The organism is Colwellia sp. BRX10-3 (assembly GCF_014077505.1).
Lineage (GTDB): Bacteria > Pseudomonadota > Gammaproteobacteria > Enterobacterales > Alteromonadaceae > Cognaticolwellia.
Window position 1 is genome coordinate 18,109 of sequence record NZ_JACGWA010000006.1, and the last position, 13,315, is coordinate 31,423.

Genomic DNA, 13,315 nt, shown 5'->3' on the forward strand with positions numbered 1-13,315 from the left:
TAAATTCCACGTTATATAATCAATGATGCTGGCAAATGCCGATGGTTATATATTAACACTTCCTAATGCTGTTTCCATTTAAACCAGCAAATACGACAGAACTTTAAAATAGATATTCACTATAACTTTCAAAATGGTTTCTTTGATTGAAAATGCAAAAGCCCACTAATAGCTCTATATCTGCAAGTGAGATGGAAACTTTAAAACTACTCTAAGGATTAGCGCTTCAAACCCTATTTCTATAATTAACCACTCAAATAGCAAAAAGGCGCTAACCTTTCGATTAGCGCCTTCTTTTGATGTGGCGGTGAGATAGAGATTTGGACTCCACAAATAGGTACTTTGCTACGAACCCAATTATCAGGTTTGGTAAACACCAGACGAAAAAAAACCGCTAATAAATTAGCGGTTTTTTAGAATGTGGCGGTGAGATAGAGATTTGAACTCTAGAAGGGCTACAAACCCTTGCCGGTTTTCAAGACCTACACTTAGAATAAGTAATTCAACTGCTTAACTTTATTTTTCCGAATAAACAACTCAAATAGAGACCAAGAAAAACAAATTAAGGAACAATAATATTCGGAAAAGTTTTACCTGTAAAATGATTTTTAATAGCATTTAGATTTGCTCTTTGCTTATATTGTAACGCTTACCTTTTAACGTCCATATTGTTTAGTTAATACTCATCAGTAATAAGGACAGATTCAGTACCAAGGATTACCATAGCGGTCTTAACTATTATTACTATGCACGCTAACTATTGCCACAAAAAAGACCTTTCCTAACACCCTAAATCAGCATCAACATGGTCTTCTCTGATACGAATTGACGTATTTAGGCGTCCAATTAAGCGGTGCTATTATTTCATTTTGGTTAGTGGCTATTTGGGACTTGTAAGCTAAAATTATTGACGATTCAGTGTCAAAATGACCTTACGATGTTTAAGTAAATGACTAGCGCCACTTAAATCGAGAATTCGAGGCAGATTGAGAATTTTTATATTAAAAATTGAACTGTAAATTACAGCTAGCATGCTGAAGATACTGCTTCACCTACGTTTAAATATGTTAGCTTAAGGGAATATCTAAGATAGTTTGCTCTTATTACTGCCCTGTATGAGCAATGCACTATATAAAAAATTTTAATTGAGTTCGTTTTTGCAATGTTAAGACTTTTACAAGCTCAATCAGATCTAATCATCTTTGTCGCTTTTTCGCTCATTACGGACGAATTACTGCCGAAACGTATCGTCAACCTAAGGGAAGGTGCGTTTGCTGAATGACGACGAGTTATAGCATGATACTCAACTACATTTAGCGCAACTTCAAAAGTTAACTAGGCAATACCCGTTTCTCCGATCCTCCCACCGTCTGCTGGCGAACAATCCAGAGAATCAGCGGTGGCAGAATCAACCACTGCAAAATCGGCAGCAATCCCGTACCTAGTATAGGCATCTCCGGCATGTTTGGCGCGTACTGCCAGCGGTCCAATACGTCGGTTGCTAGCCACTCCATAAAAATCGTGATGACCAGCCCGGCAGCCAGATAAGTTAGCGCCGGAGTAACGGCCATCGCATGGATCCAATCTCTGGATCGAGCGATCACGACGGCGCTCCAGTAAGCCAACACGCTGATCACACCATCGCCTAGACTCGCCTGAGTACACGTCCGAACGACGCTCATGTAGTCCAGTGTTTTCAGCCCCTCGTAGAACGGCATTTGCCACATCTCCCAGACGAAATTGAAGAGAAAGGAAATGAGCAAAAAATTCGCTTCCGGATTCCGGACCGCGCGACCAATCCAAGGTTGACCCATCACCCTACTTTTCCTTCGAACGCAAGTACTTCCAAAGTACGGCAATCGACAAGACCAAAACTCCAATGATCAATAGCCAAACCAATCCCATACCCAACATCATCCCCATACCCATATCGTTCATCATCTTTCTGTCCTCTCCTGTTGACATTCCGTGAGACCACTCAAGCGGGCCCCGTCTGCGTGCTCCGAGTTGCTATCGCACAGACACATGCCTATGTTTGTGTGGAAATTTAGTCGGGCTTATTACAAGGTAGTCCGGCAGCTTGCAAATCGTCAAAGCCTGCTTTCGATGCAAGAGCTGCAATGTAGCCCATTTTTCGTAACGTTGCTGCGGCTAGCACGGCACGACCACCGCTAGCACAATAGGTGACTATAGGCCGTTGGTGATCACTTTCTTCGTCGGAAATTTTCATTTCCAATACACCACGCGGTATAGCGACGGCACCTTCCAGATGGCCTTCCTGCCACTCATTGGGTTCACGAACATCGAGCACTAGCGCGCCGCTGCCACACAGAGCCTTTACCTTTTCAAAGTCGACGGTGTCAGCCACTTCTTTGGCTTCATCGATCATTTGTTGTGCAGTTAAAAACGTAAGCATAAAATTTCTCCTGATTGTAGTGTGAATGAATGTTCAAACTGTCAGTTCGCTATGCATCTGCAGCTAAACCGCAGCCAAGGTTCGCCGGAACGGCCACATCCATCATTTTCGGATCAGGCAGATCCAGGTTATTCATAATATCGATATATTCCGCACGGGTCTTGCCGGCTAACCGCGGGTTATGAGCCTTTTCCTCAGCAACACTGCTACGGGTCCAGCCCTTATAATCGTGCGCCGGGTATACAAGCGTTGAATCCGGTAGCGTAAATAGCTTTTTAGTAATGGAATCATAGCTTTGACCAGCGTCGCCGCCTTGAAAGTCGGTTCGGCCACTGCCACGAATAAGCAGCACGTCGCCAGTGAATACTGCTGGTCGCTCGCTGTGAAGCAAAAAGCTATAAGACTCATCGGTATGGCCAGGTGTGTACAACGCTTCCAGATCAATACCATCCAACCGGATGTACTCGCCCTCCCGAATGGTTTCAGACACACAGTCGGCTTTTGTCTGTTCGCCCATTACCGTGATGCAACCGGTCTTTTCCCGCAACTTTCCAAGACCGGTGATGTGATCCGCATGGGTATGAGTATCGATGGCTCGCACTAATCGAATATCGAGTTGTTCGACTAGTTTCAGGTACATATCCACCTTGTCTATTACCGGGTCGATTAGTAACCCTTCGTGGCCACTATCGCTAGCCAACAGATAACTATAAGTGCTAGATTCAGAATCAAAAAATTGGCGAAATAACATGTTTATCTCCCATTCGTATTTAGTGTATAAATAACAGTAGTAAGCGCGATATCGAAAGGTATTTGTAATTGCACACTGAATCCATACATGGGTAACTCCTATATATTGGCTGAACCAATATCGATAATAAAAAGCAGCCTTATTAGTAAAGGCAAAGTAATGGTTACTTTATCGTTGTATTTATAATTACTCTGTACGTTAACGTACTTAATAAAAGATTTTTGGCGCCTATGTAGTCGTTAGAATAAAGTAGTAGTAAGACAAAAGAAGCGTCTCTTTACCCAATATCACTCACGGTATCGCCCGATATATTTCATGCCAAAATAACCGGAAGAATGTTCGTCACAAGTCAAGCCAACATTGAGAGTAGAATATATTATTTAAGAGATCTCATCTGTTCGCAGCCGAACATTTATAGAACTTTCTGCCTTTCATGACAAGGGACTTTTTTAGGAGTTGCTTACAGCCGAGAATTTCACAACATAAAGGTACATACCATGTTGTGAATCGACTGTGTCTGGAGCACGACTTAAAGGGAATTGGCCAGATTCGATAAATTATATTTAATTTATTTTTCAATGGCTAAGCACTAAAAAGTAGCATTATACGCAGAAATAATTATCACTATTGAGGTCAAACTTTATCAAAAGGTTTGAACCAAACCAATAACACCGGAAGCAACAGTAAATCGGCAAACAAGGCGATGATCATGGCTAAAACTGTTAGTAGAGAAAAATAGATAGTGGGTACAAAGTTAGAAAACATTAATAACGAAAAACCAATCACTATGGTCATAGAAGTATAGAGAATAGCGTAGCCAATACTGCTATGAGTTAGGTGTATAGCTTTTAAATAATCGCGTTTTAGTTCGAATTCCTTTTTATAGCGGTGAATATAATGAACGGTATCATCAACCGCAATGCCCATGGCGATAGCAGCGATAGTAATCGTCATCATATCAAGCGGGATCCCTACCCAGCCCATTATGCCAAAAACAAACGATACACTTACAATATTTGTCAACATGGCAATCAAAGCGATTTTGATCGATCTAAATAATATCAAAAACATGATACTCAAAACAAACACCACCAAACCTAGTGTTTTTATTTGAGAGTCAAAGAGTGTTTGTAGCATGTTGTTATAAAGCAGCATCATGCCAGAAAGGTGAACGTTATCAGGTTCAATATCAGCTTCACCTGCCAACTCCTGACTAATCTTATTGAGTAATGCGTCTCGTCGTAAGTCTTTATTAGAATCAACAATACGCGTGGTCAACCGAACTTGGTTATGTTCTAAATCGAGATAAGGCGTAATGGTCACATCACGAAATTCCTTTGGCATTTTTTTATAAAGCAGCGCAAGTTCTAGATTATCAAGCGATTCACCATCGTTTATATCTCGGCCAAGCTTTAATATATTGGCAAAAGAAAGCACTTTTCCGGTGTGCTCTAGTGAGTTAAGGTAGTTATGAGCCGCTTCGATTCGCTTCATCTTAAACTCAGTAAACCAATAGGCGTGATCGTTTTCTTCGCTTTTGAATTCAGCTTCGAACTCATCGAAAAATGTAGCTGGTTCAGACTGGGGATCTAATGGTTCGTTCTTACTCTTTTCATACTCAGGAAAATCAATGATAACGTCCAATGGTGTCGTTCCGCCTAACGATGTATCAATCACTTTCATGCCCTGATATATTTCAGAGTCGCTTTTAAAATAATTAATGAAGCTATTCTCTACAATCAACCGATTTGCGCCAGTAGCGTTGAACAGGAGCAATGCAACACTTGAGAGAATAATGCTCACTCGATATTTTTCAGCAATACTGCCAAGTTGACTGATCAAGCTAATGTTTTTTTCAAAACCCAAGAAGACTGTTTTTTTATCTAATAAGCTCATTGCAGCGGGGAAAACTAAAAAAGCAATGATGAAAGAAATAACCATGCCCGCACTGATCATCCAACCAAAATTCATGATGGGTAAAATATTACTAATGGCCAGCGAACTAAATCCGGTAATCGTTGTGCACACGACAAAAAGACAAGGTAAAAACATCGACAAGGTTGCCTCAAGCACTATTTTTTTTTGGCAAGCACTTTCCTTTTTTCTGACTAGTTCACGGTAGCGTACACAAAGGTGGATCGCTAGAGACATGGTCATTATGAGTTGGATTGAGATGAAATTTGAAGAAATAACCGTGACTTCCCAGCCAAAATAACCCAGTAGTCCGGCGGTAACGACGATTGACAGGCTAGAAATTAATATTGGAATAACGACATATCTCATTTGGCGGAAAACAATAAACAACACAAGAATTAATAGTCCGATCAGGGTGCTACCGTATAACTTTAAATCATCTCGAATAAAACTAATCATGTCATCCGCTACCATATTAATTCCGCCAAGAAAAACAACGGCTTTATCCTGATGATTGCTTAGAATTTTTCGTATTTGGCTAATCGTTTGATGGTTCTTTTTACGAAAGTTTTCTCGGTGATTGGCAAGCTCTGACTCTTTACGAACGAGTATTTTTTGACTCACGCCTGTTAACCCATTAGTTAATTTTTGCTCTAACAACTGGTTACGTTGTTTTAGTAGCTCGAAATAGGATTGATCTTGCTTATAAAATATTTGAATGGCTGTCGTCTTGAAATCATCACTGACTAAATTCTGCTGATAGAGTGGGCTTGATAAGAACTCATGCTTAATCTTTTCCTTAATTTTATTCTTAGCCGTATTTTCATCAAAGCTGATTGATTTTAATGTTTGAACATTTTTTAGCAGCTCAGACAATGGTTGGCTGAGTGTCTGAAGTAATGGAACACTGAGTATTGACGTAACGTTTTCAACTAATTCAAGTTTTTTGATATCACTGGCAAGTTGCTCAATATCTTTCAAGACTATTTTATCCAGTAATTGACCTTCTTTGGGAGAATAGGTAACGATTAAAAAGTCAGGATTATAGTAGTTACTATTAACTTTTCGGCTAAAGGCCAAATCTTTATCGTTTTTGAGCAGCAAGGTTTCAGCTGAAGCATCTATCTTAATATTGAATGCCTGACTGCCTATTATTGCCACAATGAGTAAAACAAGAAGTAAGACTCGATAAGGGTATTCTATAACCATACGGCCATAAAATGTCCTAATCATGGAGGCTAAGTTTACACTATTGTTTTGATTCATTATTTTGTCTTAGTTTTTCTATAAATTCATCGATTGAGTAGGTATTTAATAGCTCTTTATATTGAGAACGTTGAATCTGTACAACGCTTACTCCATCCACCCTGATATCATAGGCTAGCCAAACGTTTTCTTTTTTTTGGTAAAATTTATACAACAACTTGACGCTATTGTTCGATTCAAGAATATAAGTGGTAACAGCAATTCGTGTTGGTTTATATTGTTCGGCTTTTTCGACGACAATTTCTTGCTGTTGAAAGGCAAACATTGTTTTAAGGTACGATAACTTAAAGTGCTCAACAAATAGTCCGAGATACTCTTTTTTTTGTTTTGGATTGAATTCTTTCCATACGCTCTTGCCAATACTGAGTTTAGCCATAAGATCAAAGTCAATTAAGCCATTAACAATTGAAAATATTTTGTTTGATTTAACATTTTTAGATTGCATAGGATCAACCAATATAGCTAATATATTGTTGGTTGCGGACTTTACTTGCCCAAGTACTTTTTGCTCATCATGAACGCCAGCGTTGGCTACCGAAATACTAATAAGTATCAAAACGATTCGTGAAAATATTGCCTTTACTAACTTCATTTAAACCTCTGCTATTAATACCCTACTGTTTGTTTCATTATGGCGCGGTGAGCATTCTGTTTATTTGAATCTGGCTGTAGCCGATTTCAGCGCATTGTTGAGCGAGTTCCATGCACTATCCATGCGTACTTTTAAATCCTCCCATGCATCGTCGCTGGCGTATTTAAGTTCAGAAAGTTTACTGTTGGCCGCTTCTTGCATCGATCGCAGTTCCTCGATTTGTTTGTAGTACTCAAGTTGTAAATCGGCTTCAGCTTGATCAGCTTTTGCTTTGAGCTTGTCGATCTCTGCGCCCAACTCGTCCAATTGCGCTTGCAGTTTTTTTTGGTAAGCTTCTTTAATGTTCATTATTATTCTCCTTTTGTGATTTATATTAAAATTGAAAGGCTGTATTCATAATGCATTATCATAATTCCCGTAGGTATTTTAGATCGTTCTTTGTCGTATCGACTATTTCAGCAAATTTTCCATTCACCATTAGTTTTGCCATGGATTGTGCAAAACCTTTCACTTGTTTAAAGTTAAGTGAAGGCGGCATTGCTAAGGCATTGGGATCGGTAAAAATATTGATTATCGCAGGCCCCTTATGTTTGAAGCCGTTTGACAGTGCTAATTCCACCTCTTTAGATTCCTTAGCTTCCCATGCAGCAATGTTCATTGCCTCAGCCAATTTTACAAAATCAGGATTAACCATATCCGTCTGCCAGTCCATATAACCTTCTACGCGCATCTCAAGTTTAACCATCGCTAAAGATCGATTGTTAAAGATGATGATTTTTACGGGGATTTGATATTGGCTAATCGTCATTAAATCGCCCAAAAGCATTGAAATACCGCCATCGCCACAAAAAGCAATCACTTGTCGGTCTGGTTGTGATAAGCCTGCCCCAATAGCCATAGGCATTGCATTCGCCATAGAGCCATGATTAAAGGAACCGGTTAGGTAGCGATTGGCTCCCGCCTTTAAATAACGAGCGGCCCACACGGCACTCATACCAGTATCAACGGTAAATATAGCATCGTCATCGGCTAATTTATCCACCAAGTAGGCAACATATTCCGGGTGAATGTTTTTCTCAGAACCCTTATCTTCCACATAGCTTTCATAGGTGGCTTCAATTTTTTGATGCAGAGCACGGGTTTTATCAAGGAAATCAGTGGACGATTTAACTTCAATTAAAGGCATGAGATCTTCAAGGGTTGATTTAATATCACCACAATAACCAAAGTCCACTTTAGCTCTACGCCCTAACTTTTCGGGTTTAGTATCTATTTGAATAATTTTGCATTTTTCAGGCAGGAACTCACTATACGGAAAGTCAGTGCCCAACATTAAAAGGACATCGGCTTGATGCATTGCTTCAAAACCGGATTTATTGCCTAGCAGCCCATTTAACCCAACGGCATAAGGATTTTCTTTACGTTCAAAAAATATTTTCCCGCGAAAACTATATCCCAAAGGAGCCTTAAGCATTTCTGCCAATTGCATTACTTCTTCAACGGCATAACGACAACCATGACCACAAAACAGCATCACTTTTTCATCCTCGTTAATGACGCTTGCTAGTTCTTTAAGCTGTTCATGGCTTGGGGTTATTCTAGGCTGGGTATAAAAATTTTTATTCGCGGTATGAACAGATTCTATACTTGCTGAAGCTACATCACCGGGAAGACCTAGAACAGCAACCCCTTTCTTGCTGATGGCATGCTGAATAGCCGTTTGCAAACCATTGATAGCTTGTTTAGGCGTATTCGCTAAAAAGACATATTTTGAACAATCTTGAAAAAGTGATTCTGGTCTTGTTTCTTGAAAGTTATCCAATCCCATTTTTTCAGTATGAATGGTTGACGCTATTGCAATGACAGGGTTTTCAGCTCTATTAGCATCATAAAGTCCATTAACTAAATGAACATGTCCAGGGCCACTGCTGCCCATACAACAGCCAATGCCATTTAACTCAGCTTCCATAGAAGCAGCATAGGCTCCAGCTTCCTCGTGTCTGACATGGATCCAATGCAGTCTACCATCCCTTCGCACAGCATCATTAACCGGATTAAGGCTGTCACCAGTCACCGCGTAAATTCTTTTAACACCGGCTTCTACCAGCATTTCTACTAAATGTTCTGATACATTTTTTGACATTAATCACTCCAAGTTTATTAATTTTCGTGACATAACCAATTTTTCTATATCGGCCTATATTAGTCTGTGCGATACCACACAGACCAACACATTCATTGTCGACATTATAATTGTATAAGTGTTAGTTACAGCTTGGACAAATAGTGACAAATTTTTAGCAACGACTTAAAAACTAGGAATAACAACATTATTTGAAGAAATAGTGATGGAGTTTTTTTCGCATAAATATTATGGACTTACCCCTGTTGTTATATTTGTTATCACACTTTTGTCAATTTATGGCTGCGCAGAAGCTTCACTCCGCCACATTCACAACAATTGAGTTGAAAAATACGATGACATCGAGGATAACTATAACAACAGCATTTATAACATCAGTACTTTGGAGCTCGAAATCCCGACGCATTCCAATACTGACTCTACTCGTACTGCTAATACAATGTGGGCCACTAGTTAACGCAGGTGAAGGACCCTGGCCGTCGTTTACGGCGACGACCCTTAGCGGAGAAAAAGTCGACAGCGAAAAACTGATAGGTCAACCGACCCTACTCATACTTACCCCGTCTGGCAATGCCGCAGAATCCACTCGAGAATGGGTTAAGACTTTGCGCTCAAAGATAGATCAAAGTAAATATCGGGTTCGCGACGTACTGGCCGTCGATTTACCGTTCTTTATGTCGGAAGAAGACGCCATTGAGCGAGCCAAGGAGAAAGTCCCGAAGCGCTACCACGATCAAACTTGGATCCTCAACTCTCAGATTATGGAAGGCGCGTTGGGTGTGCCGTCTGATAGCGTAGAAGCAGTGATTGTTGTTCTGGATAAGAACGGTAACTTGATATCACAGGTTCACGGTAGGGTGACGTCGGCGCGGATGAGTGAGATCACCGACGCCTTACAAAGCCTTGCTACCGACTAACTGCTTTCGTCGCTGCTGCTTACGCTGTCATTTGGAAACTCCAGAACTACCCGATACGCATCCATTTCGTGACTGAGAAAAGCCTGCGCCGATCCCCAGAGATACAGCCGTAACCGTCGATAAAGCATTTCGCCCCAACGGGTGACTATTTCATCGCGAGCGCCCTCCAGTTTCTCAACCCAACTCTTGCACGTAAGATAGTTCTTGCCGTCTGACTTGATGCACTGGTTCGGGTATTTTATTTCTTATTAATTTATTGAAATTGAGTCAGACGAGAACTTGACGCCTTTTTTTGTATCAATGCACTATTTTTATATCATGTGTTTTCACACAGGTATTATTGAAGTCGTCAAACTTATCGCATGTGGTTCGCACAAATGTCTTTTGTGCTGGGGAGAAAAAACACTTTGTCTGATAATGGCAGGTGTTATTGAACTTTTCCCAGTACTGACATTCTTCAACGCATTGGAGATTTTTGTAGATATAAGTCTTTTTTTCAAACAAGCATTTTTTATTAAAATCGTCCCAATATTGGCAGTCATTGAGAGCCAGAGGTTCATCCTCAGTTAACTGCTGGCCACAGGTGACGGTGAGGTCTCCCTGGCGGTATGTTTCTCCCGTGTCGAGACTTACCTCTTTTGCTGCGACATTAGCTGCTAAAAACGTCACCCCTCCAATGAAGCCCATCAACAAATATTTGTTCATGATTTGATTCCTTATTAACTTAATTTTTCGATAATCGAATCTTTTCCTGACTAGATTTTCTGAATAAGATCAATCTGTTTTTCATGGTTACTATTCAGTTCGATTTTTCCTTTCATCCCTGCCATGTTATGCGCAGGGTTGTGGTAGACAAAGTCATGGTAGCCTGGAAAAAACATTGCATTATGCTTCTGTGTATTGTCCTGGACATTAATTATTCTCCTACAACAGTCAGTATGGATGGCGAATATTTACCCTTAATAAGAATAGATATATGAATTGCATCAGGCTGCATTTTTTAAACCTGTTTATTTCAATTCTATTTTTTTAAACATGCCAGCATCAAAATGGCCAGGAATATTGAAGGCAAAAACAACCATTTCATCACCTTCAAAGCGCCACGTTATGGTTTCAATGGCACCAGGCTGAATGGTTAATGTATTTCCATCCTCATCGTCATGCACCATTTTAGGCATCTTGCGCATCATTTCGGCATGTTATTCCTGCTCTTCCAGGCTACTGATAGAAAATTCATGAGGGATTCTCCCCTCATTCGAAACTACAAACTGAATAACACTGCCTGACTCAAACTCTGAAAGTTCTTCATTGAACAGTATTTTCATCTGGTCATTCAGCGTTACCTGGATAGTATCAGTATCCTGCATAGCCATTACCCTTTCGCCCACTGTTCCTTGTTCTCCGCCTTCTTCTAAGTGCTCACTTGCAGTAAAGACCAAAGTAGAAAAGAGTAATAACGGTAGTCCTAACAAAAAAATATTAAATGTTTTCATAATTCACTCCGTATTAATAAAATGAGTACAGGGTATAGGTTACATATACTAGTTACATCTGTTTCCATAACATCCAAACACCGGCCCCGACCATAAACAGATTCTCCGTTAAAGATACGAACCCGAGGGGAACATTACTGTCTCCTCCGACGCAAGCACATTTGAGTTCTCGCTTATCTAAATACACTGCTTTGTATACCGAAATGGCGCCTACCGTGCCGATAAATAGTGATACCGGGCCCACGACATAACCTGATAAACCCGCAATCATACCGATACCCGCGAACGCTTCGGCAAAGGGATAAATATAGGCATAACGCAGGTGTTTCATGGCTAATAAATCGTAGGTAATAAACGAGTTAGAAAAGCCATATAGGTCACGTAATTTTTGAATTGCCAAAATAGTCATACTGAAAGCGACAAACAGCTCAATCACTTTGAGTGACATAATAGTACCTGATGAGGCATACACCGCGGCCAATGCCATCGCAAAAGCGGTGGCAAAAATAGCCAAGACAGGGGTATAAGTGGTACCAGTTTTCACTGCTGGCGGCAGGTCAAAATACGCCCTTAGTTCATCGTAACCACCCACACGCTTGCCATCGATGAAAGTCTGAGGCGTAGTTTCAACATTATGTTCTTGCTTAAACGTTTCGGTTTCTTCACGTGAACTTAGCCTGTGATCTTCAATATCAAAGCCTTTTCTCTCAAGTAAGTCTTTCGAGCGCAATCCATAAGGACAGATGTGCTGGTCAGTGAACATGCGATACAGTTTTGCTGTGTTTTTCATATTTTTGCTCCTAAATGTAAATCAGGCATTGGACGCTTCTTCGCTTTTTGCTCTGTATCTGCAAAACCATTTGCTTCGATGTCTTCTAGTAGCCATTTCATTTCCATAACCTCTCTTTCTTGTGCTTTTATGATGGCGTTAGCAAGATCTTTTACCCGCTTGTCTTCGATATTCGCTCTACCACTGGTTAAAATAGCAATAGAATGGTGCGGGATCATATTAACTAACACAAGATAAGGCTGGTAGTCGCAACACCTATTGTTACAAAGCCGACTAATAATTGGCTTATCAATTCCATTTTTTAGTTCTTCATCATCAACCTAAAACCAAAATCGAGCGCCTATTACAAGTCCGGTTTCACTGACTGATTCATCTTCGAGCCGAGCTTTATCCGCACTATTACCTAATTCACGGCTCCAGTAGACGCCAATGTATGGCGCAAACTCTCTAGCAAATTCATATCTGTATCTCAGTCCAAGTCGCAATGAATTAAAGCCAGAAGGTCGTTCAAAACGTTCAGACTCTGTAATTGAACCCGCTAACGAGACTCGAGGTTGCAGAAATGAAGTCTGGGTGACGTTGATTTCGTATTCGGCTTCCACTGCAAAGCGCACATCGCCGTCTTCATTGAGTATTAAGGAGCTATCTATCTCAAATTGATAAGGGGCCATACCGTACAAACTGATAACAGCATAGTTTTCCATATTTGAGTTACTCGACAATGTTCCCGACGTGCCTAGGCCTCCTTGTATCTCCCAATAAGGGGCTATTAGCTTACTAACTAACACTTCTGCTCGTTCAATGTCGGTGGTTTCGCCATCATCTTGTTTGTTCTCCCCCTCACTTTTGACATATATGCGGTAAGTATCCCCGCCATACCAACCCATCATGTCCCACACCCCGATGTTTTCTTCGGAATTAGTTCGGGCGACTTCAAAACGATCAAAGACCACAATGTAGTTAGAGATTTCCTTTACAGGCTCAGGCCAATCTTCAGGAGTTGCTTGTGCATATGCATTTCCGCTCATGACTG

General features: G+C 40.6%; 13 protein-coding genes and 1 pseudogene. 1 reads left to right on the forward strand and 13 read right to left on the reverse strand.

From position 1 onward, the window contains the following. Positions 1-1,331 precede the first annotated feature (1,331 nt). The 7 genes from H4J38_RS10440 to H4J38_RS10470 form a co-directional block, all read right to left on the reverse strand. Positions 1,332-1,814 carry a hypothetical protein gene (locus H4J38_RS10440; RefSeq protein ID WP_259365484.1) on the reverse strand — a complete coding sequence of 161 codons (483 nt, stop codon included), beginning with the start codon at positions 1,812-1,814 and terminating at the stop codon, positions 1,332-1,334. Positions 1,815-2,047: 233 nt separating this feature from the next. Then, positions 2,048-2,416 (reverse strand): rhodanese-like domain-containing protein, encoded by a 369-nt coding sequence (locus H4J38_RS10445; RefSeq protein WP_259365485.1) that lies wholly within the window; start codon positions 2,414-2,416, stop codon positions 2,048-2,050. A 49-nt stretch (positions 2,417-2,465) separates the two neighbouring features. Further along, entirely contained in the window at positions 2,466-3,167 is a 702-nt protein-coding gene (locus tag H4J38_RS10450; RefSeq protein ID WP_182131724.1) for an MBL fold metallo-hydrolase, read from the reverse strand. A gap of 633 nt (positions 3,168-3,800) precedes the next feature. Next, positions 3,801-6,347, reverse strand: a complete 2,547-nt coding sequence (locus H4J38_RS10455; RefSeq protein WP_220465509.1) for an RND family transporter — start codon at positions 6,345-6,347, stop codon at positions 3,801-3,803. Further along, on the reverse strand, positions 6,331-6,939 hold the full coding sequence (locus tag H4J38_RS10460) for a phospholipid-binding protein MlaC (RefSeq protein WP_182131725.1): 609 nt from the start codon (positions 6,937-6,939) through the stop codon (positions 6,331-6,333). The genes H4J38_RS10455 and H4J38_RS10460 overlap by 17 nt, the downstream gene beginning before the upstream one ends. Positions 6,940-6,999: 60 nt before the next feature. After that, positions 7,000-7,287 (reverse strand): coiled coil domain-containing protein, encoded by a 288-nt coding sequence (locus H4J38_RS10465; RefSeq protein WP_182131726.1) that lies wholly within the window; start codon positions 7,285-7,287, stop codon positions 7,000-7,002. Positions 7,288-7,345: 58 nt separating this feature from the next. Beyond that, complete coding sequence (locus H4J38_RS10470) at positions 7,346-9,082, reverse strand: thiamine pyrophosphate-dependent enzyme (RefSeq protein ID WP_182131727.1); 1,737 nt, start codon at positions 9,080-9,082, stop codon at positions 7,346-7,348. Positions 9,083-9,687: 605 nt separating this feature from the next. On the opposite strand from H4J38_RS10470, the gene H4J38_RS17220 reads away from it, so the two are divergent. Further along, entirely contained in the window at positions 9,688-9,999 is a 312-nt protein-coding gene (locus H4J38_RS17220; RefSeq protein WP_259365486.1) for a hypothetical protein, read from the forward strand. A 297-nt stretch (positions 10,000-10,296) separates the two neighbouring features. On the opposite strand, the gene H4J38_RS10485 is transcribed toward H4J38_RS17220, so the two are convergent. The 6 genes and pseudogenes from H4J38_RS10485 to H4J38_RS10510 form a co-directional block, all read right to left on the reverse strand. Further along, the gene (locus tag H4J38_RS10485) at positions 10,297-10,704 is read right to left on the reverse strand and encodes a hypothetical protein (protein ID WP_182131728.1); all 408 of its coding nucleotides are present in this window, start codon (positions 10,702-10,704) and stop codon (positions 10,297-10,299) included. 305 nt (positions 10,705-11,009) lie between these two features. Continuing rightward, on the reverse strand, positions 11,010-11,189 hold the full coding sequence (locus H4J38_RS10490) for a hypothetical protein (protein ID WP_182131729.1): 180 nt from the start codon (positions 11,187-11,189) through the stop codon (positions 11,010-11,012). Between the two features lie 9 nt (positions 11,190-11,198). Beyond that, positions 11,199-11,492: a hypothetical protein gene (locus H4J38_RS10495; protein ID WP_182131730.1), complete on the reverse strand. Its 294-nt coding sequence runs from the start codon at positions 11,490-11,492 to the stop codon at positions 11,199-11,201. 52 nt (positions 11,493-11,544) lie between these two features. Continuing rightward, positions 11,545-12,282 (reverse strand): MauE/DoxX family redox-associated membrane protein, encoded by a 738-nt coding sequence (locus H4J38_RS10500; RefSeq protein ID WP_182131731.1) that lies wholly within the window; start codon positions 12,280-12,282, stop codon positions 11,545-11,547. Beyond that, positions 12,279-12,500 (reverse strand): annotated as a pseudogene (locus H4J38_RS10505) (DUF305 domain-containing protein); the annotation flags it as partial. The gene H4J38_RS10500 and the pseudogene H4J38_RS10505, both read right to left, overlap by 4 nt. Positions 12,501-12,602: 102 nt before the next feature. Next, entirely contained in the window at positions 12,603-13,310 is a 708-nt protein-coding gene (locus H4J38_RS10510) for a copper resistance protein B (protein WP_259365487.1), read from the reverse strand. Positions 13,311-13,315 lie beyond the last annotated feature (5 nt).